Origin of the sequence: Geothrix sp. (assembly GCF_030219325.1) — a bacterium.
Taxonomy (GTDB): domain Bacteria; phylum Acidobacteriota; class Holophagae; order Holophagales; family Holophagaceae; genus Geothrix.
In genome coordinates, this window is record NZ_CP126625.1 from 3,697,760 (window position 1) to 3,720,400 (window position 22,641).

At 68.2% G+C, this 22,641-nt stretch carries 20 protein-coding genes; 10 read left to right on the plus strand and 10 right to left on the minus strand.

Translation table 11 applies throughout. The features are described from left to right. Positions 1 to 50: 50 nt before the first annotated feature. The 9 genes from QOZ81_RS16535 to QOZ81_RS16575 all read right to left on the minus strand — a co-directional run bounded on the left by QOZ81_RS16535 (position 51) and on the right by QOZ81_RS16575 (position 12,044). Positions 51 to 1,730, minus strand: a complete 1,680-nt coding sequence (locus QOZ81_RS16535; RefSeq protein WP_291203627.1) for an alpha-amylase family glycosyl hydrolase — start codon at positions 1,728 to 1,730, stop codon at positions 51 to 53. Between the two features lie 103 nt (positions 1,731 to 1,833). Next, positions 1,834 to 2,265 carry a pullulanase-associated domain-containing protein gene (locus tag QOZ81_RS16540; protein ID WP_291203624.1) on the minus strand — a complete coding sequence of 144 codons (432 nt, stop codon included), beginning with the start codon at positions 2,263 to 2,265 and terminating at the stop codon, positions 1,834 to 1,836. Between the two features lie 52 nt (positions 2,266 to 2,317). Beyond that, positions 2,318 to 3,208, minus strand: a complete 891-nt coding sequence (gene malG, locus QOZ81_RS16545) for a maltose ABC transporter permease MalG (RefSeq protein ID WP_291203621.1) — start codon at positions 3,206 to 3,208, stop codon at positions 2,318 to 2,320. Between the two features lie 11 nt (positions 3,209 to 3,219). Then, positions 3,220 to 4,746, minus strand: a complete 1,527-nt coding sequence (gene malF, locus QOZ81_RS16550) for a maltose ABC transporter permease MalF (protein WP_291203618.1) — start codon at positions 4,744 to 4,746, stop codon at positions 3,220 to 3,222. A gap of 61 nt (positions 4,747 to 4,807) precedes the next feature. After that, entirely contained in the window at positions 4,808 to 6,013 is a 1,206-nt protein-coding gene (malE, locus tag QOZ81_RS16555; RefSeq protein ID WP_291203615.1) for a maltose/maltodextrin ABC transporter substrate-binding protein MalE, read from the minus strand. 46 nt (positions 6,014 to 6,059) lie between these two features. Beyond that, positions 6,060 to 7,157 (minus strand): ABC transporter ATP-binding protein, encoded by a 1,098-nt coding sequence (locus tag QOZ81_RS16560; protein ID WP_291203612.1) that lies wholly within the window; start codon positions 7,155 to 7,157, stop codon positions 6,060 to 6,062. 17 nt (positions 7,158 to 7,174) lie between these two features. Then, the gene (locus tag QOZ81_RS16565) at positions 7,175 to 8,845 is read right to left on the minus strand and encodes an alpha-amylase family glycosyl hydrolase (RefSeq protein WP_291207569.1); all 1,671 of its coding nucleotides are present in this window, start codon (positions 8,843 to 8,845) and stop codon (positions 7,175 to 7,177) included. A gap of 73 nt (positions 8,846 to 8,918) precedes the next feature. After that, positions 8,919 to 10,286 carry a maltoporin gene (locus QOZ81_RS16570; RefSeq protein ID WP_291203609.1) on the minus strand — a complete coding sequence of 456 codons (1,368 nt, stop codon included), beginning with the start codon at positions 10,284 to 10,286 and terminating at the stop codon, positions 8,919 to 8,921. 75 nt (positions 10,287 to 10,361) lie between these two features. Continuing rightward, positions 10,362 to 12,044 (minus strand): alpha-glucosidase, encoded by a 1,683-nt coding sequence (locus tag QOZ81_RS16575; RefSeq protein WP_300715151.1) that lies wholly within the window; start codon positions 12,042 to 12,044, stop codon positions 10,362 to 10,364. Between the two features lie 446 nt (positions 12,045 to 12,490). On the opposite strand from QOZ81_RS16575, the gene QOZ81_RS16580 reads away from it, so the two are divergent. The 6 genes from QOZ81_RS16580 to QOZ81_RS16605 all read left to right on the plus strand — a co-directional run bounded on the left by QOZ81_RS16580 (position 12,491) and on the right by QOZ81_RS16605 (position 17,308). Beyond that, the gene (locus QOZ81_RS16580; RefSeq protein WP_291203605.1) at positions 12,491 to 13,525 is read left to right on the plus strand and encodes a glucokinase; all 1,035 of its coding nucleotides are present in this window, start codon (positions 12,491 to 12,493) and stop codon (positions 13,523 to 13,525) included. Positions 13,526 to 13,634: 109 nt separating this feature from the next. Continuing rightward, on the plus strand, positions 13,635 to 14,603 hold the full coding sequence (locus QOZ81_RS16585; protein ID WP_291203602.1) for a LacI family DNA-binding transcriptional regulator: 969 nt from the start codon (positions 13,635 to 13,637) through the stop codon (positions 14,601 to 14,603). A 1-nt stretch (position 14,604) separates the two neighbouring features. After that, positions 14,605 to 14,976 carry a hypothetical protein gene (locus QOZ81_RS16590; RefSeq protein ID WP_291203599.1) on the plus strand — a complete coding sequence of 124 codons (372 nt, stop codon included), beginning with the start codon at positions 14,605 to 14,607 and terminating at the stop codon, positions 14,974 to 14,976. A 28-nt stretch (positions 14,977 to 15,004) separates the two neighbouring features. Beyond that, a complete protein-coding gene (locus QOZ81_RS16595) occupies positions 15,005 to 15,574 on the plus strand; it encodes a hypothetical protein (protein ID WP_291203596.1) in 570 nt (189 codons plus the stop codon). Positions 15,575 to 15,579: 5 nt separating this feature from the next. Beyond that, entirely contained in the window at positions 15,580 to 15,855 is a 276-nt protein-coding gene (locus QOZ81_RS16600; RefSeq protein WP_291203593.1) for a hypothetical protein, read from the plus strand. Between the two features lie 109 nt (positions 15,856 to 15,964). Continuing rightward, the gene (locus tag QOZ81_RS16605) at positions 15,965 to 17,308 is read left to right on the plus strand and encodes a PQQ-binding-like beta-propeller repeat protein (protein WP_291203590.1); all 1,344 of its coding nucleotides are present in this window, start codon (positions 15,965 to 15,967) and stop codon (positions 17,306 to 17,308) included. 15 nt (positions 17,309 to 17,323) lie between these two features. Here QOZ81_RS16605 and QOZ81_RS16610 read toward each other — a convergent pair whose 3' ends face one another. Beyond that, positions 17,324 to 18,607 carry a transcription antitermination factor NusB gene (locus QOZ81_RS16610; protein ID WP_291203587.1) on the minus strand — a complete coding sequence of 428 codons (1,284 nt, stop codon included), beginning with the start codon at positions 18,605 to 18,607 and terminating at the stop codon, positions 17,324 to 17,326. 73 nt (positions 18,608 to 18,680) lie between these two features. Here QOZ81_RS16610 and QOZ81_RS16615 point away from each other — a divergent pair, with 73 nt between their 5' ends. The 4 genes from QOZ81_RS16615 to QOZ81_RS16630 all read left to right on the plus strand — a co-directional run bounded on the left by QOZ81_RS16615 (position 18,681) and on the right by QOZ81_RS16630 (position 22,635). Further along, positions 18,681 to 19,127, plus strand: coding sequence for an OsmC family protein (locus QOZ81_RS16615; protein WP_291203584.1), 447 nt, complete (start codon positions 18,681 to 18,683; stop codon positions 19,125 to 19,127). A 14-nt stretch (positions 19,128 to 19,141) separates the two neighbouring features. After that, a complete protein-coding gene (nrdR, locus tag QOZ81_RS16620; RefSeq protein ID WP_291203581.1) occupies positions 19,142 to 19,717 on the plus strand; it encodes a transcriptional regulator NrdR in 576 nt (191 codons plus the stop codon). Between the two features lie 27 nt (positions 19,718 to 19,744). Further along, positions 19,745 to 22,168, plus strand: a complete 2,424-nt coding sequence (gene lon / locus QOZ81_RS16625; RefSeq protein ID WP_291203578.1) for an endopeptidase La — start codon at positions 19,745 to 19,747, stop codon at positions 22,166 to 22,168. Positions 22,169 to 22,254: 86 nt separating this feature from the next. Beyond that, positions 22,255 to 22,635, plus strand: coding sequence for a hypothetical protein (locus QOZ81_RS16630; protein WP_291203575.1), 381 nt, complete (start codon positions 22,255 to 22,257; stop codon positions 22,633 to 22,635). Positions 22,636 to 22,641 lie beyond the last annotated feature (6 nt).

The window sequence follows — 22,641 nt, forward strand, 5'->3', positions numbered from 1 at the left end:
TTCATCAAGGCACTGCGCGCCATTCTTGCGAATGGCGCGAGAGGAAAAGATCAATGGGCGGCTGTCGCGACGCGTTCGAGCAGGACGACCGACTCGGCCTGGAGGGCGACCTTGCCGCCGGTGACCTGGGCGGTGCGGCCGGTGTAGGCGTCGCGCAGGGTCTGGCCGTCTTCGAAGACGCCGGCCACGCTGAGGCTCACCGGGCCCTTGGCGTCCAGGGCCACCACCACGCGGTCGCCGCTGGCGGCCTCCACGCGGCTGAAAGTGTAGGGCGCCTCGCCCAGCTGCCTGTGCTCGCCGGTGGCCAGGGCGCGGTGGCGGGCCCGGAAGGTGCCCAGCTTGCGCCAGTGGGCCAGGACCTTGGCATCCACCTTGTCCCAGTTCATGTCGGAGCGGGTGGCCTGCTGCTGGTCGGTGCGCGGCGCGATGCCCAGGGGCCGGGCGGTTTCGTCGCCGTAGAAGATCTGCACGCCGCCAGGCGCCAGGAGCAGGGCCGTGCCGCCTTCGATGAGGCGCTCGCGCTCGAAGAGCTCGGTGTCGTGCGAGGAGATGTAGTTCAGCATGTGGACGGGCTTGCCGGCCTGGGCCGCAGCATAGCTCTTGAAGAGCTTCTCGGGCTTGGCGAAGCCGCCCTCCTGCTGCTGGAAGTCGAAGTTGATCATGGCGTCGAAGCCCGAGGCCGTGAGCTTGTGCTTGGTGGGCCCCACGCCCCAGTACTCGCCCACCATCCAGAAGGGGGCGTCGTCCACCTTGCGGGTGGGGTTCTTGGCCTTGAACTCGGCCAGGGCCTTGGCGGCCTCAGCCTTGAGCTGCGCCCAGGCCTCGGCCTCCACATGCTTCACCGTGTCGCAGCGGAAGCCGTCGATGCCGAACTCGCGCACCCAGTCCGTGAGCCACTTGATGAGGTAGCCGCGCACCGTGGTGTTGGGCAGGTCCACGGCCCGGGTGTCGGCCTTCTCCTTGAGGAACTTCGGGAGCTTCACGAACTCGGTGCTCTCCGTGCGGAAGTCCGGCAGGTAGGCCAGCTGCATGGTGAGGTCGTCGCGGCCGCCGTCGATGTAGCCGGGCAGGCCCGCGCGCACCCAGGGGCGGCCCCACCAGTCACCGAACTTGAAGGAGTTGTAGTCGATGTAGTTGTGGTAGTTCCGCAGGAGGTTGGCGTCCTTCTCCCAGTCCGGCCAGAGGACGTCCACCTTCAGATCCTTGGCGGTCTGGATGTCCAGGTAGCCGGGGTGGTTCAGGACGATGTCGAAGAGGATGCGGATGCCCTGGGCGTGGGCCGTGTCCACCAGCTCCCGCAGCTCGTCGGGGGTGCCCATGTTCTTGTCCAGCACCGTGTAGTCCAGGGCGTAGTAGCCGTGGTAGGCGTAGTGCTTGAACTCCTTCTGCCCGCCCTGCACCCAGCCGTGGATCTGCTCGTAGGGTGCCGTGATCCAGAGGGCATTCACGCCCAGCTCCCTGAACCAGCCCTCCTTGAGCTTCAGGGTGAGGCCCTTGAGGTCGCCGCCGTGGAAGGTGCCCACGTCCGCCTTGGGGGTGGTTTCCCGCTGCCGGCCGTAGCTCTGGTCGTTGGCCGGGTTGCCGTTCACGAAGCGGTCCGTCATCACGAAGTAGACGATGGGGTTCTCGGCGAAGGTGCCGGGGATCGACTGGGGTTCCTGGGCGACGCAGCGCAGACTGGCCGCGAAAAGGCCCGCGGCCAGAAGGAGAGAACGGGTGGCAATGCGCATGGAACCCCCTGGGCTCAGATTCGGAGAAACGCGCCAGGGAAGGTCGAATCCCCTCCCCTGGCGAAAGCCCTGCTCCGGAGCGAAGCTCTGGAGCCCTTCCAAACTACTTCTTGCAGACGTGGTCCTTCAGGGCCTCTTCCTTGGAGAAATAGATGGTGCGGTCTCCCGTCACCACCCAGATCGCCTTGTGGGCCCGGCCGTCGAAGGCCATGTCCTTGGCGCCCTGCTCCTTGATGTCGCCCTTGTGGATGATGTAGTTCACCTGGGACTTGGAGCCGGTGTTGAACTCCTCCAGGTCCACGTGCCAGTAGACGCCGAAGTCGTTGGTGCCCGTGGGCATCATGGGATTGGGCCACTCGATGTCGGGAAGCGGCATGTTGGGGCTCTTCCAGAGGTGCACACCCCACTTGACGTAGTTGCCGTCGCAGCGGTGGTAGTTGATCTCGATCTTGCCGTCGGGAGGAGCGGCGATCGCGGGGGAGATGGCCAGGGCGATCACGGCGATCGCCTTGAGGAGGCTCGAGCGGAGGCTCATGCGTGGCTCCTTGTGGGGGGTGGGAGGGCGAGGGCCCTCGGGTTGGGGAAGATCAGCCCTTGTTGGCGCCGGAGGTGAGGCCGGAGATCATCCACCGCTGGACGAGGATGAAGACGATGGCGATGGGCAGGCCGGAAAGGACGGCCGCCGCCGCGAAGTCGCCCCAGAGGTACTTCTGGGCGTAGAGGAACTGCTTGGAGCCCACGGCGATGGTGAGCTGGTCCTGGCTGCGCAGCAGGATGGAGGCCACCGGGTACTCGTTCACGGCGCCGATGAAGGCCAGCAGGAAGACCACCATGAGGATGGGCAGGGCCATGGGCAGCAGCACCCGCCAGAAGGCCTGCCAGGGCGTGGCGCCGTCCACGGTGGCCGCCTCTTCGATCTCGGCGGGGATGGTTTCGTAGAAGCCCTTGATGGTCCAGATGTGCAGCGCGATGCCGCCCGAATACGAAAGGACCAGGGCCCAGGGGCTGTCGATGCCGAAGAGCGGGAAGGTGTGGCCCAGGCGCGAGAAGATCGAGTGGATGGCGATGAGGGCCAGCACCGTGGGGAACATCTGCATGAGCATGAGGCCCATGAGCGAGGCCTTCTTGCCGGCGAACTTGAGGCGGGCGAAGGCGTAGGCGGCCGTGGTGGAGAGCAGCACGGCCACGGCGGCCGACAGGGTGGCCACCTTCACGGAATTCCAGAGCCAGCGCAGCACCGGCAGGTCGGGGATGATCACGCGGCCATCGGCGTTGGTCACGGGCAGGCCCAGGGCGAAGCGCCAGTGCTCGAGGCTGATCTCCTTGGGAATCAGGCTCCCCGTGGCGAAGTTGCCGGGGCGGAACGAGATGGAGATGGTCACCAGCACCGGGAACAGCACCAGGGCGCAGAGGAAGATGAGGAAGGCGTGGGCGGCGATGACGCGCCAGCGCTGGGACTTGTCGATGACGATGGCCATGGCTCCTCCCTTCAGCGCTTCGTGTCTTCGGCGATCTTGGTCGACCGGATCTGGATGACGGAGATGGCGGCCACCATGAGGAAGACGACCGTGGAAATGGCCGCGCCCAGGCCGAACTTCTGACCCGAATCCTGGAAGGCCATGCGGTAGGTGTAGGACACGAGGATGTCCGTGGTGCCCGCGGGCACCGACGTGTTCAGGAAGTCCGGCAGACCGCCCGTGAGCAGGCTGATGAGCACGAAGTTGTTGAAGTTGAAGGCGAAGGAGGAGATGAGCAGGGGCGTCAGGGGCTTCAGGATCAGGGGCATGGTGATCTTGAAGAAGTTGGTGAGCGGTCCCGCGCCTGCCACCGCCGAGGCCTCGTAGAGGTCGTTGGGAATGGCCTTGATGAGGCCCATGCAGACCACCATCATGTAGGGGAAACCCAGCCAGGTATTGACGATGAGGATCATCGTCTTGGCCAGGAAGGGATCCGAGAACCAGGTGGGTTTCAGCCCGAAGAGGGTGCCCAGCACGAGGTTGATCTCGCCCGTGTTGTTGTTGAAGAGGCCCTTGAACACCAGGATGGAGATGAAGCCCGGGATGGCGTAGGGCAGGAAGAGCAGCAGCCGGTACACCGAGCGGAAGCGCAGGTTCTCCCAGTTCAGGAGCACCGCCAGCACCATGCCCAGGGCCGTGCAGAACACCACCGTGAGGGCCGAAAACACGAGGGTCCAGACGAAGATCCGCACGAAGGGTTCGCGCAGGGCGGCGTCCGTGAAGATCTCCACGTAGTGCTGCCAGCCGATGTCTACCTGGAAGCCGGGATCCACGGGGTCACCGCTGGCGGTCACGTAGAAGCCGGTCTTGAAGTCGGGGTTCAGGCGGCTCTGGTCCTGGTTGTTGGTGAGGCTGCCGTCCTTGTTCAGGGTGTAGAGGGAGCGGGCCGAGGCGAACTCCCGCAGCCCGGTCATGCGCACCTGGCCCCCGCTGGGCAGCATCACTGCGAGGCCCTTCAGGAACTCCTGGTGCTCGATGAGATCCTTCAGCGGCATCTCCTCGCCCGCCAGAGGCGCGGCCAGGGGTTCGGCCTTGAGGGTCCAGGCCTTGGGCGGGCCCAGAACGAAGGGCTCGGTCACCAGGGTGGCGCTGCCCCCTTCCGCATCCTCCAGGCGCAGGCGCCACCTCCCGCCCTCGGCATGGAGGGTGGAGGTGTAGGTGGGGCCTTCGGCGCGGTAGGTCTCCTCCAGCAGGTATTGGGTGGCGCGCTTGTAGGTAAGCAGGTTCTTGGAGCTGTAGTTGGTGAAGCCGATGCGCACTGTGTAGAGCATCGGGAAGACCACGAAGATCAGCGCCGCCCCGATGCCCGGGAAGAGGTAGCGGTAGGCGTAGGTCCTCGGCGAGGTGTAGATCCAGATGAACGCGGCCAAGGTCACCAGCATCACGCCGGCCAGCAGGCTTTCACCCGTGGCGTAGATGACGGTGATGAAGTACAGCCCCACCAGGCCCAGGAGGAGCATCAGGGCGGGCTGGAGGAAGCGCTTGAGGGCCTTGGGCATGGCGCGGTCCGGAACGAGGCGTGCGGGGCGGGCCGAGGCCCGCCCCGCATCGGGGTGGCGGCTACTTCAGGATCCGCTTGGCGGCGGCGTCCAGGGCTTCCTTGGGGGTCTGCCGGCCTTCGGTCATGTTGTTCAGGGCCGAGACCATGGCGGCCCAGAAGCGGCCCATCTGCGGGTTGTTGGGCATCACCACGCCATCCTTGGCGCTGGCCATGGAGACCTGGATGAAGGGATCGTTCTTCATCTTGGCGAAGACCGCCTTGTTGGCGGGGGCGCCGATGGCCACGTCGGCGTTCATGGTCTCGAGGCCCTTCTGGCTCAGCATGTGGTTCTCGATGAACTCGCGGGCGATGTCCACGTTGCCGGCGCCGGAGGCGGCCTTGGTGATCATGGCGCCCAGGTAGCCCACGAAGGGTGCGGCGGGCTTGCCGCCCACGCTGGGGATCTTGGCCACGCCGAAGTTGATCTTGGCCTTCTTGAGGTTGTCCCAGGCCCAGGGGCCGCTGATCATCATGGCGATCTTGCCCTGCGCCATGCCGGCTTCCATGTCGGCGTAGGTGGCGCCCTTGGGCATGACGCCCTCCTTCACCAGGCGGGTGAGCATCTCGGCGCCCACCAGGGCCCCGGCGTTGTTCACGCCCGTGTCCTTGGCGTCGTAGGTGCCGTCCGCCTTCATCTTGAAGGCGTAGCCGCCGTTGGCCGCCAGCATGGGCATGGTGAAGTAGGTGTTGGTGTAGTCCCAGAGGATGGCCTTCTTGCCCTGGGCGGCCAGCTTCTTGTCGAGGGCGAAGATCTCCTCGAAGGTCTTGGGTGGGGTCTTGACGAGGTTCTTGTTGTAGATGAGGGACACGGCCTCGATGGCCACGGGGTACGCCCAGATCTTGCCCTTGATGGTGAAGGCCTGCCAGGCGGTGGCATCGATGTCCTCCTTGATCTTCTTGCCGGGGGTCAGGGCGTTGATGACGCCGTTCTCGGCCCATTCGCCCACGCGGTCATGGGCCCACATCCAGATGTCGGGGCCCTTGCCCTCCTCGGCCGCCGCCTGGAACTTGCCGGGGGCGTCCTCGGGGTGCTCGACCACGACCTTGATGCCGGTCTTCTTGGCGAACTCGTCGCCCACCTTCTGGAGCCCGTTGTAGCCCTTGTCGCCGTTGATCCAGATGAGGAGCTTGCCCTTCTCGGCGGCCTGGGCCAGGGTCAGGGCGCCCGCGACGAGGATGGTGGCGGTGGTGGCCGCCAGTCTGCGGAGGGAGGTTGGATGGCTCACGGAAGTCTCCTTGGGAAGGCCGGAAGGGCCGGAGGGGATGGGGGTGCTAGATGAGGCGGGGCAGGGCCCGGTCGTCCGGGCCGAACAGGTGGCAGTGCTTGGCGGGGAACCGGAGGTGGGTGGCGTCGCCGGAGTGGAGCGGCGTTTCGGGCGGGGCCTTCACCGTGAGCTGGCCCTGGGCGCCGGGGGCCTGGACATAGAGGAAGACGGTGTCCCCCAGGTGCTCGGACACGAGCACCGTGGCCGCGACGGCGCCCTCGCCGCCTGTGGTATCTGCCAGGAGGCGCTCGGGCCGGATGCCGAGGGTGAGACCCGCGCCCTCGGCCAGGCCCCGGGCATCGACCTGGGCGGTGAGCAGGGTGCCGTCCTCAAGCCGGACCGTGGCCAGGGCCTCCGTGGCCGAGACCAGCTGGCAGGACAGGAAGTTCATCTTCGGCGAGCCGATGAAGCCCGCCACGAAGCGGTTGGCGGGGCGGCGGTAGAGGTCCAGCGGCGCGCCCACCTGCTCGATGCGGCCCTGGTTGAGCACCACGATGCGGCTGGCCAGGGTCATGGCCTCCACCTGGTCGTGGGTGACGTAGACCATGGTCGTGGCCAGGTCCTTGTGCAGCCGGGCCAGCTCCACGCGCATCTGCACGCGGAGGCCCGCGTCGAGGTTGGAGAGGGGCTCGTCGAAGAGGAAGACCCCGGGCTTGCGGACAATGGCCCTGCCGATCGCCACCCGCTGGCGCTGTCCCCCCGACAGCGCCTTGGGACGGCGATCGAGCAGGGATTCGATCTGGAGGATCTCGGCGGCCTTCTGGACCGCCTCCGTGATCTCCGTCTTCGAATGTCCGGCCAGCTTCAGACCGAAGGCCATGTTCTCGGCCACGGTCATGTGGGGATAGAGGGCATAGCTCTGGAACACCATGGCGATGCCGCGCTTGGAGGGCGGCACCTCGTTCATGGGCTGGCCGCCGATGGCCAGCTCGCCGCTGGTGATCTCCTCCAGCCCCGCAATGCAGCGCAGCAGCGTGGACTTGCCGCAGCCCGAGGGGCCCACGAACACGATGAACTCGCCATCCTCGATCTCGAGGTCGATCCCGTGGAGGATCTCCAAGTCGCCGAAGGACTTGCGCAGGGCTTTGAACTGGAGGTTGGCCATGGGGGAGTCCGGAGAGGTCAGGGGAGGTCGCCGTGGAGGGTGGTCTGGAAGCCGGTGCCCGCGAGGTAGAGCACCCGCACGCCGTAGGGTGGGATGCTGGCCGCGGTGTAGGCGTCGCCGGCCAGGGCCGTCACGCCCTTGAGGTCGCCCAGGATGGCCTGCACGGGTCCGCCCGAGGGCACGCCGTGGGCCGTAAGTCCGCTCACGACCACGGTCTGGGTGGCGGCGCCCAGGTTCGCCACCACCAGCACGCGCTCGGCGCCGGCGTCCCGCAGGTAGGCCAGGGCCTTGGTGGGACCGACATCGGTACCCAGAGTGGCGTAGCCACCCCGCAGCGCCGGATAGGTCTTCCGCGCCTGGATGAGGTACTTGCACCAGCTGAGGATGGAATCGGGCTGGCCGGTCTGGGCCGTGACGGCGGCCCAGTCCATGGGCTGGCGCAGGTTGAGGTCCGTGCCGGACTGGCCGGTCATCCCGACCTCGTTGCCGTAGTAGAGGATGGGCGTGCCGGGCGAGAGCAGGGTCAGGGCCTCGGCCAGGATGATCCTGGCCTTGCTGCCGCCGTACTGGGTGCCGGGCCGCGAGATGAGGTTGTCGTGGTTCGAGTCGAAGACGGCCGACCGGTACCCCGCGGGGTAGTGGCTCTGCTCGAATTCCCACAGGGAGGTCACCTGGGTGGCATCGCCCCGGGAGAGGGCGTTGGAGATGGCCCAGGGCGCGCTGAAGTCCAGGCACAGGTGAAACTCGTTGGTCCCGTTGCCGTAGTAGGGCGCCACGCCGGCGGCGTCGTTGGTCCAGGCCTCGGCGATCATGGCCTTGCTGGCGTGCTTCACCGGGTCGCCGCCCGGGTGGGGGTGCAGGTCCCCGCTGTCGTACTCGTCGAGCAGGCTGCGGAAGACCCGCAGCCGCGCGTGGGTGTCGGGCTGGTCCGCCTGCTGGCCGGGACCCGTCTCGCAGAGGTAGCGCACGGCATCCACCCGCATGCCGTCGAAGCCCCGATCCAGCCAGTAGGCTTGCACCTTCTGCATCTCCGCCTGCACCGCGGGATTGTAGAAGTTGAGGTCGGCCAGGGTGTCGGTGCTGAAGGAGGTGTAGAAGTAGCCGGAGGCGCCGGAGCGCCAGACGTCCTGCGGCGAGCCGCCGCCCCAGGGGAGGCCCCAGCCGGCGGGCTGGCCTGGGTTCCAGATGTACCAGCTGTCCCGGGTGGCCGCGTTGGTGAACCAGGGGTGCCTGGTGGAGGTGTGGTTGGGCACGAAGTCGAAGAGGATTCGCATGCCGCGGGCATGCACCGCGTCGATCAGGTTCTTCAGATCGGCCTTCGTGCCGAAGCGGTCGTTCACGGCGTAGTAGTCCGTCGTGTCGTACCCATGCATGTTCGTGCCCTTGTTGTCGCACTCGAAGATGGGCGACAGCCAGAGCGTGTTGACGCCCAGAGCCTGCAGGTAGTCCAGCTTGCCCTGGAGGCCGGGGAGGTCGCCGATGCCATCCGAATAGACGCCATCGGCGAAGGCCTTCACCCAGACGTGGTAGATCACGGCATCCCCGTACCAGCCGGGGGCGCTCTCCAGCTGCTGCCCGGGCCCGATGCTCGTCGTGTCCACGGGGTAGCGGCTGGCGTCCGAGCTGGGGCCATGGCACGCCAGCCCGGCCAGGAGCAGGGCGACGGTGGTCAGCGCGGGACGGAGCATCACGTCGATTTCCTTTCAGGACCAGCGAGGAAACGGCCCGTCCACCGGGACGGGCCGTTCCATCACTGCGGCATTACCACCAGGCTTCCACCTGGGCGCCGAAGGTCATGCCCTGGAGGGAGTTGCCGAACTGGCCTTCACCCACCTTGTTCCAGTTGTTGGCGTTCTTGTTCCAGTCCGCGCGGGTAGCGAAGAGGCGGATGACCGGGCGGCTCCAGAAGGAGGCCTGGGGGCTCCACTGCAGCGCGATGGTGTTCTTGAGGAGCTTCCGGGATTCGTCTTCGTTGTCGAACTTCAGCTTGTCCATGCCCACTTCGTAGGCGACGCTGAAGTGCTTGGTGAAGAAGTAGACGGGGCGGACGCCGGCGGAGATCCAGGTGTTGGTGCTGCCGGCCATGGAGTTCTTGCCGTTCTGCTTGCGGTACTGGACGGTGCCCTGCATCTCGAGGTTGGTCACGGGCTTGATGTAGAACACGTCCATGACGTGCCACCAGGTGTTCTCGGTCTTGACGTCGGGGTTGTACCAGTTCCAGTAGGTGGAGCCGTTGCCATAGGTGGCGTAGACGCGGTTGTCGCCGCCCATGACGCCGGCCTGGTTGAGGATCACGTTGAACTGGGTGCCCTTGTTGTCGTTGCCGCCGGCGCCGGTGACGGCCGTGCCGCTCTTGTTGCTGGCGTCGTTGTACTGGAGGCCGAGGGTCAGCGAACCGCCCGACCAGAGCTTGATGTCGGACACGCGCAGGTCATGCGAGGCGACGATGTTGTGGCCGCCGCCGCCCACCCACTGGCTGTAGGGATTGAGGGTGCCCCGGATGGAGCCGTTGTTCCAGTCGCTGCTCAGGTTGCCCGTGTCGTGCTGGATGTAGGCGTAGTGCATCTTCATGAAGCCGAAGTCGATGTTCTCGAGGCCCACGCCATCGCCGCTGTTGTTCCAGTACCACTGGTCGCGCATGTGGAGATCCTGGCGCATGTAGAAGCGCCGGCCAGCCCACAGGGAGGCATCCTTGAAGGCGCCGCTGTTGCCGAAGATGCCGGTGGCCTCGCCCCAGGCTTCGCGGATCCAGATCTGCTGGTTGGGGTTCGCAGCCTTGCTGTTGTCCACGTTGCCGCCCGCATCGGTGGAGGCATCGCGGACCTGGTAGTACTCGCGGAAGGCGGGGCGGAAGTGCAGTTTGAAGTTGGTGTTGCCCTTCTCGTAGGCCTTCACGTCCACGGCCAGCTCGAGGTAGTTGTCGGTCTCGTTGCCGAGGCGGTAGCCGGGGCCGCCGGTGGGGCTGCCACCGGTGTTGGCGAGGAAGAAGGACACCTGCTCGCCGCCGTTCGAGGAACGGCCGACGCCGGCGCGGGTGTAGCCGTGGATCTCGACGACGTCGTCGGCCACGAGGGTGCCGCAGACCAGCGCCAGGGGCAGCGCGGCCTTGATGAGGGAGAGAGACTTCATGGTCTTGCCTCCAGTGAGAGATGCCGCAGTGCGGCAGGTGAGTGGCTGAGAGCGGAGAAGGATCGGCGCATGGGGTCAGACCAGGCGGCCGAAGAACCCTCCCCAGGGGGGGAGCTGGATGTCCCGGCCTTCCCAGGGGCAGGGCGCGAGGCCGTGTCCTTCGAGGCAGAGGGCCGCAGCCGGGAGGGTGTACCGGACGGGCTCGGGACTGAGGTTGAAGACGGCCAGGATCCGATCCGGACCCAGGTCGCGCCGGAGGGCCAGGATCGGCTCGGGCGTGGCATAGAAGTGGATGCTGCCGCGCCAGAGCGGAGCCAAGTCCTTCCGCCAGGCGAGGAACTGGCGGTAGAAGCCCAGAACCGACTGCGCGTCGCCGTCCTGGGAGGCCACGGAGCGGTCCAGGTGGTCCGGCGACATGGGGAGCCAGGGCTCCACGGTGGAGAAGCCGCCGCGGGGCCGCTCGGCGGTCCAGGGCATGGGCGTGCGGCAGCCGTCGCGCCCCTTGTAGTCGGGCCAGAAGGCGATGCCGTAGGGATCGATGAGGCGGTCGAAGGGCACCTCGCCCTCGGGCAGGCCCAGCTCCTCGCCCTGGTAGATGCAGAAGCTGCCCCGGAGGGAGCCCAGCACCGCCACCAGCAGCTTGGCCAGGCCGGCATCGTCCACGCCCCTGCCCCAGCGGGTGACCACCCGGACGTTGTCGTGGTTGGAGAGGGACCAGCAGCCCCAGCCCCCGCCGCGGCGGATGCGCTTCTCGTACTCCTGCACCACGGAGCGGATGCGCTCGGCGCTGAACTCCTCCGTGAAGAGGCTGAAGCCGTAGGCCATGTGCAGCTTGTCGCCGTCAGCGGTGTACTCGGCCATGGTGGCCAGGGCGCCCTCGTCGCCCACCTCGCCCACGCTCATGGCGCCGTACTCGTTCATGAGGCTGCGCAGGCGCTTCAGGAAGGGCAGGTTCTCCGGGCGGCTCTTGTCGAAGCGGTGGATCTGGCAGCCGTAGGGATTGCCCTCGCGGACGGACGTCAGCTCCACCTTGCCGGGCTTGGCGGGCGGGTTGTTCCGGAGCTTCCTGTCGTGGAAGTGGAAGTTGCAGGCGTCGAAGCGGAAGCCATCCACGCCGCGCTCCATCCAGAAGCGGACCTCGTCGAGCATCTCGGCCTGCACCGGCTCGTGGTGGAAGTTCAGGTCGGGCTGGGACTCCAGGAAGTTGTGCAGGTAGTACTGGCGGCGGCGAGGCTCCCAGGACCAGGCGGAACCGCCGAACACGGACTGCCAATTGTTGGGCGGCGTGCCATCCGGCCGCGCTTCGGCCCAGACATACCAGTCGGCCTTGGGATTGGTGCGGCTGGTCCGGCTCTCCTTGAACCAGGCATGCTGGTCCGAGGAATGGGACAGCACCTGGTCGATGAGCACCTTCAGGCCCAGGCGGTGGGCCTCGGCCACCAGGCAATCGAAATCCGCCAGGGTGCCGAAGGTGGGGTCCACGTCCCGGTAATTCGACACGTCGTAGCCGAAGTCCTTCATGGGCGAGGTGAAGAAGGGTGAGATCCAGATGGCGTCCACGCCCAGCTCGGCCACGTAGGGCAGGTGGGCCGTGATGCCCGGCAGGTCGCCCACGCCGTCGCCGTTGGTGTCCTGGAAGCTGCGGGGATAGATCTGATAGATCGAGGCGCCGCGCCACCACTCGGCCGAGGTCCGGGGGTCGTGAGCCTCGGGAGAGGGCGCGGTCACGATTCCTTTGGGGGTGGGGAGAAGCGACATGGGGGGGACATCCAGGAGGGGGTGCGGAGGCGGGACGGGGCCGGGTGGGCAGGGTCTGGAATCATCTTTGTAACCGGTTACACGACGGAGACCAGGAAAGCGCGCCTGCCTTGGTTGGGGAGTAGTTGGAGGGGGGCAGGGGGTCGTATGGCGGACAAAATGTAAACGGTTACAAGAAGGTCGCAGGTATGGTCAACCGGCGTCACGGGTCTGTCAAGCGGGTAATTCCGGGGTCCGGAGACTTTTTGTCCGAGGGCACCAAACCCCTGGTTTCTGGCGGTCTCCGGCCTAAGCCCACTGCGCTCACGGCTTGTCCCGAGCACCCGAGCCGGGGGGTCCAGTGGACGCCCGGAGCGGGACCGGGGACCATGGAAGTCACATTGGTCCCCGCCCAGGCTGGATGCCTGTGCCTGAGTCCTTCTGCTGTCCTGTCGTGGTGAGGTTCCGTGCCTGCAAGCGCTGACAATCTGATCCTGGTCGCCGACGTGGGCGGCACCAACCTCAACCTGGCCCTCCTGGCCCCGGAGGGCGGCCGCTACCGCCTGCTGCGCAAGACCCGCTTCCGCACCCAGGAGGAGGCCTCGCTCCTCGAACCCGTCCAGCGCTTCCTGGGCGGGGATCCCGCCCTCCGGCCCGCCCGGGCCTCCTTCTGTGGTGCCGGTCCGGTCCTGGACCGCCGCATCCACCTGACCAACGCACCCTGGGACATCGATGCCAACGCCCTGGAGCGCAGCCTCGGCGTGCCCGTCCACCTGGTCAACGACTTCACCGCCCTGTCCTGCGGGGTGCTCCAGCTCGACCTGGGGGATCCCCGCCAGGTGACGCCCCTCGCCCACGGCGACGGCAGCCGGCCCGCCGCGGATCCCCAGGGCCTGGCCCTGGTGGTGGGGGCCGGCACGGGGCTCGGCGTGGGTTTCGTGGTGCGTACGCCCCAGGGCGCCCGGGCCTTCCCCAGCGAGGGCGGCCACATCGGCCTGCCCGTCTTCGACGAGGACTCGCTGGCCCTCTGGCGACACCTGCAGCAGGGCCTGCCCGGCCCTCCGGGCGCGGAGATGGCGGTCTCGGGCGTGGGGCTCGCCCACCTCTTCCGCTTCCTGCTGGACTCCAAGCGTGTGCCCTGGACGCCGGCCGCCACCGCGATCCTGGCCCTGGCGGCCCCCGACCAGCCCGCGGCCATCTCGGCCCTGGCGACCTCCGATCCTGCCTGCGCCCGCGCCATGGCGCTGTTCGTGGACCTCTACGCGCGGGTCTGCGCCGAGCTCTGCGCCGTGTTCCTGCCCACGGGGGGACTCTTCCTCGCAGGCGGCATCGCCGCCAAGAACGCCCCGCACTTCGTGGAGGACCCGCGCTTCATGGCCCGCTTCGAACGCAACTACCGGGCGCACCTGGATCTCCTCACCCGCGCCACGCCCGTGTTCCTGGTCCACGACTACGACCTCAGCCTCTACGGCGCGGCCCACGCACCGGATTGCGCCACCTGACGCGAAATCGTCGCCCGGGCGGCAACGTCGCATTGACAGTTCCGGAAGCCGAACGGTATTCATGGGGAGTCGCTTTCTTCCTTCCGTTTCCCAACCCCTGCGGCCCCCCATGAAGATCACCATCGGCGAGATCGCCCGCCAGTCCGGCGTTTCGACCGGGACCGTGAGCCGTGTCATCAACGGCAAGCCCACGGTGGCGGTGGATACGCGGGCCACGGTGCTGGCCGTGATGAAGAAGCTGGGCTACGAACCCGACCCCGTGGCGCGGGAGCTGTCGCGGCGCACCAAGCACACCCTGGGCATCTGGGTGGGCGCGGGCGAGAACCGCCTGTCGCCCTACTTCAACGTCATCTGGCGGGCCCTGCTGCGCGAGATGCAGAGCCACGCCACCCAGTTCGTGGAGCTGCCGGTGGACATCACGCCGGTGCGGCGGCGCATGGACGCGGTGCTCATGTTCCACTGCGCCGACATCGACCAGCGCCTGGCCACCCTGTGGCGGCGCGGTGTGCCCGGCGCCCTCATCGGGCATCACCCCGGCGTGTCCTGCGTGGCGCCCGATGACATCGGCGGCGGCCGGCTGGCCGCGGCGAAGCTCCTCTCCCTGGGCCACCGGGACCTGCTGCACCTCACCGTGGCCGACGAGCACCAGTGGGCCGTGGACCGCGCGGCGGGCTTCACCGCCTCCCTGGCCGAGAACGTCGGGGGCTCCCTGGCCCCGGTCATCCTGCGGGGTGGCGGCTCGGTGCTGGGTGGTTACCGCCTCATGCGCGACGCCTGGCAGCGGGGCCACCGGCCCACGGGGATCTTCTGCGCCACGGACGAAATGGCCGTGGGGGCCCTGGGCGCCCTGGCGGATCTCGGCGTGGCCGTGCCCACCCAGGTGTCCGTGCTGGGCTTCGACGGGCTGGTGGACCTCTACCCGGGCCTGGCCTCCGTGGCCCAGGACATCCCCGCCATCGCCCACGAGGCCGTCACCCTCGCCCTGGGCGCCATCGATCGCGATGCCGTGCGGCACACCATCGTCCCGGTGAAGATCCTGGAGGGCGCCACCCTGGGCCCCGCGCCCCGGAAGGGCTGACATGGCCGACGCCCCCGAGATCCTCTGGCTGCCCGACGTGGAGGAGCACGACTACCCCGCGGCGGAGTCCTACCTGGGCCTGATCTATCCGGAAGGCCAGGCCGCGGATCTGGTGGCGCGCCTGCGGACGGCCCCCCTGGTCCGGTTCAAGGCCAAGGACATCTTCCGGGCCTCGGGCTTGTCCTCGCTGGGCGTCAGCAACGCGCGGGTGGAGAAGGACCGGAAGAAGATCGAGAAGGGCACCCCCCTCTCGCCCCTCCTGTTGGTGCGGGATACGGCGAACGGCAAGGTGGTCGTCGCCGATGGCTATCACCGCCTGTGCGCCATCTACGGCTTCGATGAGGGCGCCTGGATTCCCTGCAAGATCGTCTGAGACGCGGCTCCCACCCCCAAGGAACGCCATGCACACCCTCCTCCGACCGGTCCTGATCCTCGTGGCCCTCCTGGCCCCCCGCGCAGCGATCGCCGAGGAGCAGCCACCGGCGCCGGCCGGGTTCAGCTGGGTCAAGGCCAAGCCCATGAAGGGCGTGTTCCTCCTGCCGGAGGGCTGGCATTTCCTCGAAGAGCAGAAGGGCGACATCTCGGCCTGCTTCATCACCAAGGAGAAGATCACGCCGCCCGGCGGAGCCTTCCACACGGGGGTGAGCATCAACCTGATCCGGGGCCTGCCCCAGAAGGCCAAGCTGCTGTCCTCCCAGTACGCCCAGCGCTACCTCCAGGTCGTGGCGGCCAAATACAAGCCCATCAAGACGGTGAGCCGCAAGCTGGGGCCCTTCGATCACTTCGGCATCGAGTTCATCAGTACGGATCCCGCCGCTCCACCCATCCACATGTGGCACATCCTCATCGCCAATGACAGAACGGGCAGCGTGTACATGGCGGTGGTGGAGTCGCCGGAGGCGGAATGGGCAGAGAATTGGCCGATTCTCGAGAAGATCAGCGCCATGATGGGCGTGGATGACGAGGCGTAGGGCCCATGACGACCACCCGCAATCCCTACCAGATCAAACCCAAGGAACAGCTGGTCCGCGAGGAGCAGAAGCTCATCCAGATCCGGGACGACTCGGTGCGGCCCCCCTCCTCCATCGGCGTGGATTCGTTCCAGGCGACGCTCTTCGGGGCCCCGGCGCTGCAGCCCTCCAAGGCCTCCGCTTCGGATGGGGACGGCGCCTTCTTCTCGGGCCGGCTCGTGGTGATCCTGATCCTCCTGCTCCCGCTGGCCCTGGCCCTCAAGCTGACCTGTTCCCGCTGAGGCCGCCGGATGACGACCCGGGGGTTGTTATAGACTGGGACCATCCCCACACCCGCCCGGCAGGCCCACCTTCACCGTGGCAGCCACCCCGGCCCACGATGAGGTTCCCATGGTCCTTCGACGCTGCCGCGCGGCCTGGCTTCCCGCCTGCCTGAGCGCCCTCTGCCTGCAAGCCCAGACGACACCGGCGCCCCAGGCCCCCCCCGCCGCCGTGGCGGCCTCGGCCCCGGGCCTGCTCTCGGACAAGCCCCTCTGGTCGGCCAAGGCCACGGGCGGCATGCCGGGCCTCGTCGTGGGCCAGGATGCGGTGGTGTTCCGGCACGAAGACGCCCTCAAGCGGCTCAGCCTCGCGGATGGCACCGAGCTCTGGTCTGCGGCGGTGGACGGATACCCCGTGCGGGAGGAGGACGGCCTGCTCTTCCTCATGAATGCCCAGTACGAGCTCACCTGCCTGGACGCCCGCACCGGCCAGCAGGCCTGGAAGACACCCATCGTGAAGGAGGGCAGCGCGGGTTTCGGCAAGGGCAACCTGGTGGTGATCCGGGGCGGGCTGAAGGGGCCGGTGGTGGCGGGGGACAAGGTGCTGGTGGGCACCTTCGGCGGCTCCTTCTTCAAGGGGCGCACCGGGAAACTCTACGCCTACGACCGCAAGGACGGCAGACTGCTCTGGTCCTTCGAGGCTGAGGACGGGGTGGAGAACCCGCCCCTGGTCCACCAGGGCCTGGCGCTGTTCGGCGGCATCGCCGCCTGCTACGGCGTGGACCTGGCCACGGGCAAGCAGGTCTGGAAGGCCGGCACCCGCAGCGACAACCAGTGGATGTTCAAGCTGGCGGGCGACACCCTGCTGGTCTCGGCGGGCCACTACGGCGCCCAGCAAAGCGCCTTCGGCGGCACCCTGTACGCCTTCGAGGCCGCCACGGGGAGGCCCCGCTGGAAGTACGACATCGGCGGTCCCAGCCTCCTCCGGGTGGCCGGAGACCGGCTCGTGGGCATCGAGTGGGGCATGATGGGCGGCACCCGCCTCACCTGCCTGAACCTGGACACGGGCACCCAGGCCTGGGAGTACAAGGAGAAGAGCTCGGCCTGGCCCGTGGTCCACGAGGGGAAGGTCATCTACATCACCAAGGACAACCGCATCCACGTGGTGGACCTGGCCAGCGGCAAGGCCGGCAGCCCCATCCCGGCGGCCGGTGACTTCCAGATGGGCTTCTTCAAGGGCCCCTGGGGACGCTTCCTTGATCCCGTGGTCCTCCAGGACCAGGCCGTGGTGGGCTCCTGGGACAAGGCGAAGAAGGAGAGCATCCTGCAGATCCTTGATGCCAAGCAGGCCAAGGTGGTCCAGGAGCGGCGCCTGCCGGGCGAGATCTGGGCCTTCTGGGACCGCAGGGACCTGCTGGTGGTCCTTATCAAGGAGGGCGAAACCGCCTGGTCCCTCCAGGTCTTCGGGCGCTAGGCCCCCTCTGGGAGATCAGGCCCGCTGGACCGCGAAGCCCTGGAAGCCCTCGCCCTCCCAGCGCAGGGGGTGGGGGCGGAAGGTGGCGCTGAGGCCCGTGTTGCCATCGACCTCTGCGCCCAGGGCCGCAGGCCATACCTCGGCCGGATGCAAGTCCGGCTGGGCCTCCACCAGCCAGTCCCGGTGGGCGACGCCCTCCTCCGGCAGCCAGGAGCACACGGCGTAGATGAGCAGCCCGCCGGGGGCCAGGCGGTCGGCGGCGGCGTTGAGCAGGCGTCGCTGGAGGCCCGTCAGGCGGGGCAGGTCGTCGTGCTTGAGCCAGGGCCACTCCGGGTGTTTCTGCAGGGTGCCGCTGCCGCTGCAGGGCGCGTCCAGCAGGATGAGGTCGAAGGTGGCGCCGCAGACCTCCAGCCACTCGGCGGCGTCCGCCTGGATCACCTGGGCCTCCACGCCCCGCTGCTGGAGGGTCTGGCGCAGCCGGGCGGCCCGCCTGGGATGCACCTCAAGGGCTGTGATGGCCGCGCCCGGATGGCGGCGGGCCAGGGTGGTGGTCTTGCCGCCGGGCGCGGCGCAGGCGTCCAGGATGCGGGTCACCGGCCGCTCCCACTGGTAGGCCAGCAGGGCCTGGGAGCTGCGGTCCTGCACCATGCCGTCCCCGGCTTCCAGCCAGAGACGGGGGAAGGGGGCCCCCTCCATCAGGCAGAGACAATCAGGCAGGCCCCCCACGGGAACCAGCCCCTCGGGAACCACTCCCTGCAACAGGCGGACGTCGGGGCGGGGCGGCTGCTGGAGCCGCGCCCACAGGGCCTCCAGCTCACCTTCGGCACCATGGGGGGCCAGGGCCGCGTCCAGGGCGCGCGCCACGGCGGGGCTGCGGTCCAGGCTCGCGGGCAGGACTTCGAGCTCGGCCGCCAGGGCGGCGCGATCCTTGGCGGCCCGGCGCAGCAGGGCGTTCACCAGCCCCTTGTGGGGCAGGAAACCCAGGTCGCGGTCCGCCGCCAGATCCACGGATTCATTCACGGCGGCGTGGTCGCTCACGCCCGGCAGCCAGGCCAGCTGGGCCAGCCCCATGGCCAGGCTCACCCGCGTCCCCAGGGGCACGCCGCGGTCCGGATCCTTCAGCTTGGGTTTCACCCAGGCCTGGAGGCGGCCCCAGCGGCGCAGGCAGAGACCCAGCAGGGCCTGGGCCAGCTGGGCATCCTCCCCCAGCTCGCGATCCCAGATGTCCGGCACCCGCCCGCCCTCTCCGAAGACTTCGTGCAGGGCGTGGGCGACGTGGATGCGGGCGGGCGTGGGCATGGGGCTCCGGAGGCAAATCCAGGCTAGCACGCAGGCTGTGGCATCCTGGGCGCAGGCATTCCGGGAGGACCCCATGGCCCACCACTACCCCCTTCAGCTCCACTGGACCGGCAGCACCCTCGACGGCACCTACAACCGCAATGCGACCGTCACGACCGCCGGCAAGCACCCCCTGTCGGTCAGCAGCGCCCCGGAATACGCGGGCGACGCCACCCGCTGGAACCCCGAAGACCTGCTAGGCGCGGCGCTCGCCACCTGCCACATGCTCACCTTCCTGGCCCTCTGCGCCAAGGCCAAGGTGGAGGTGGTGGGCTACGAGGACCACGCGGAGGCCATCCTGGACACCGTGGACAAGGTCACGCGCGTCACCCAGGTGCACCTGCGCCCGGTCATCCGCGTCACGCGGGGCACCAGCATGGCCAAGGTCACCGAACTCTTCGAGAAGGCCCACAAGTACTGCTTCGTGGCCAATTCCGTCACCTGCGAGGCGGTGCTGAATCCGCGGATCGTCGAGGTCTAGCCACCAGGAGCGTCATGCACTGTCCCTTCTGCGGGCACATCGAGGACAAGGTGGTGGATTCCCGCGAGTCCCGCGAGGGCGACTCCATCCGCCGCCGCCGCGAGTGCCTCTCCTGCGGCCGGCGCTTCACCAGCTACGAGCGGGTGGAGGAGGTGCCCCTGGTGATCCTGAAGAAGGACGGCCGTCGGGAGCCCTTCGAGCGGCAGAAGCTCATGAAGGGCCTGCTGGCCGCCTGCCAGAAGCGGCCCGTGTCGCTGGACCGCATCGAGCAACTGGTGGGGGACGTCCACGCCCGGCTCATGGAGCGTCCCGACCGCGAGATCCGCAGCCGCGAACTGGGCGAGCTCATCATGGACGAGCTGAAGGGGCTCGACCAGGTGGCCTACGTGCGCTTCGCCAGCGTGTACCGCGAGTTCAAGGACCTGCCCGATTTCGTGAAGGCCCTGGAGGGCCTCATGCACAAGGAGGCCGCCACGGGCCGCGGCACGGGCGCCCCGAAACTTGGCCACGACAGCGCAACGCCCCAGCCGCAGGCCCTGTTCCCGGGCGAGACCGTGGACGTGGCCGCCATGAAGTCCCGGAAAAAGTAGGGGTATCCTGGGGTCCGAGGTTTTTCCGTGGCCGATGATGTCCTCCTGCCCCCCCCACCCGACGAGACGCCGAAGCTGCCGGAGGAGCTGCCCGTCCTCCCGCTGCGGGACGTGGTGGTCTATCCCTACGTGATCCTGCCCCTCAGCATCAGCCGCGAGAAGTCCATCCGCGCCGTGGACACGGCCCTGGTGGAGAACCGCATGATCCTGCTGCTCTCCCAGAAGCAGACGGAGATGGACAACCCGCGCCCCGAGGACCTCTACCAGGTGGGCACGGCGGCGCTCATCATGCGCGTGCTGAAGCTGCCGGATGGCCGCATCCGCGCCCTGGTGCAGGGCCTGCAGCGGGTCCGCGTGGAGTACTTCACCGAGACCGAGAACCTCTTCAAGGCCCGGGTGGAGCCCCTCGCGGAGCCCGAGCTGAAGACGCCGGACCTGGAGTCGGACGCCCTGCTGCGCAGCGTGAAGCAGACGCTCGAGAAGGCCGTGGCCCTGGGCAAGACCCTGCCCCAGGAGGTGCTGGTCATCGCCGGCAACCTGGACAATCCGGGCCGCCTGGCGGACCTGGTGGCCTCCAACCTGGATCTCAAGCTCCAGCAGACCCAGGAGGTGCTGGAGATCGCCCATCCGGGCCTGCGTCTGAAGCGCGTGAACGAGCTGCTCATGCGGGAGATCCAGCTCCTCGAGGTGCAGCAGAAGATCACCATGGAAGCCCGCGGCGAGATGGACAAGAGCCAGCGGGAGTACTACCTCCGCCAGCAGCTCAAGGCCATCCAGCAGGAGCTGGGCGAGGGCTCGGAGCTGGCCGAGGAGGTCACGGCCTTCCGCGACAAGCTGGCCAAGATGAAGGTGCCCGACGAGTCCCTGGTGGAGATCGAGCGCAACCTCAAGAAGCTGGAGCGCATGCACCCGGATTCCAGCGAGACCGCCGTGACGCGGACCTACCTGGAGTGGATGACGGAGCTGCCCTGGGGCATCCAGACCGAGGACAACCTGGACCTCAAGCAGGCCCAGACCGTGCTCGACGAGGACCACTTCGGCCTGGCCAAGATCAAGGACCGGCTGCTGGAGTTCCTGGCCGTGCGCAAGCTCAAGCCCGACCTCCGCGGCACCATCCTCTGCTTCGTGGGACCCCCGGGCGTGGGCAAGACCTCGCTGGGCAAGTCCATCGCCCGGGCCCTGGGCCGCAAGTACAGCCGCATCTCCCTGGGCGGCGTCCACGACGAAAGCGAGATCCGCGGCCACCGCCGCACCTACGTGGGCGCCATGCCGGGCCGCATCGTGCAGGCCCTGCATCAGGTGAAGAGCATGAACCCCGTGATCATGCTCGATGAGGTGGACAAGATCGGCCGGGACATGCGCGGCGACCCCAGCGCGGCCCTGCTGGAGGTGCTGGACCCTGAGCAGAACCACACCTTCCGCGACCACTACCTGAACGTGCCCCTGGATCTGTCCCAGGTGCTCTTCCTGGCCAACGCCAACGAGCTGGAGCCCATCCACCCGGCCTTCAAGGACCGCATGGAGATCATCTACCTCAGCAGCTACACGCTGGAGGAGAAGATCGGGATCGCCGAGCAGCACCTGATCCCCAAGCAGCTGGAGAAGCACGGCGTCACCCGCAAGCAGGTGGCCATCCCCAGGGCCGCCCTCAAGGCCATCATCACGGGCTACACGCGCGAGGCCGGGCTGCGCCAGCTGGAACGCGAGATCGGCGCCATCTGCCGCAAGGTGGCCCGCCGCGTGGCGGAGAACACCCTAAAGAAGAAGCTCACCCTGGACGACAAGAGCATCCACGAGCTGCTGGGCCCCGTGAAGCTCCTGCAGGACGAGCGCCTGAAGGCCCCCCGCGTGGGCGTGGTGACGGGCCTGGCCTGGACCGCCGTGGGCGGCGACGTGCTCTTCGTCGAGGCCCTGAAGATGCCGGGCAAGGGCCTGCTCACCCTCACGGGCCAGCTGGGCGACATCATGAAGGAAAGCGCCCAGGCGGCGCTCAGCTACATCCGCAGCCGGGGCGAGGCCTTCCAGATCGACCCCGAGGTGTTCCAGAAGCAGGACATCCATGTGCACTTCCCCGAGGGCGCCATCCCCAAGGACGGCCCCAGCGCGGGCCTGGCCATCGCCACGGTGCTGCTCTCCGTGCTGAAAGGCGTGCCCGTGCGGAACACCCTGGCCATGACCGGCGAGATCGACCTGCGCGGCGAGGCCCTGGCCATCGGCGGCCTCAAGGAGAAGTCCCTGGCGGCGCTGCGCGTGGGCATCAAGGACATCCTCATCCCCCACGCCAACCAGAAGGACCTGGAGGAGATCGACCCTGAGCTGCGCAAGCAGCTGCGCTTCCACCCCGTGAAGCATGTGGAGGAGGTCTTCGAACACGCCCTGGTGGGCTGGCACCGACCCGAGCGGGCCAAGCCGACCGCCAAGGCCAAGGTCAAGCCCCGTCCTCGGCGCTAGCCTGCTGGCCCAAACATCGATATAAAACAAGTTGGGGCCTTGTCTGGCCCGAGCCGGGGCGTTACATTCCCCACCGGAGGGTCACCATGCTGACCGAGGTCTTCTCCCTGGTGCTCCAGCTCCCGCCCCTGGCCTTCGGCCCCGCCAGGGTCCCCGAGGCCTTTGCGCCGCCCCGGGCCCTGGCCTGCGAGGTCCGTCAGCTCGGCCAGGTCCAGGTGCCAGAACGCCCCCTGCGCCCCATCGCTTCGGGAAGTTCCCTGGATCCAAGGGACCTGAGGCCGGCTCCGGAGCGCTACCTGGTGAACCGCCCCGTGGACATCCTGCTCCTCCTCGCCACGGCCTATTCCGGCCGGGCCACCTGGGATGAGACCCCCTGGTCGGTCCGCACCTGGCAGGCCACGGGGGCGGCGGCGCCGGTCCTGATTCCACCCCAGCCGCCGCCCTTCCTGGCCCCGCAGCGCTGGTAGTTCCAC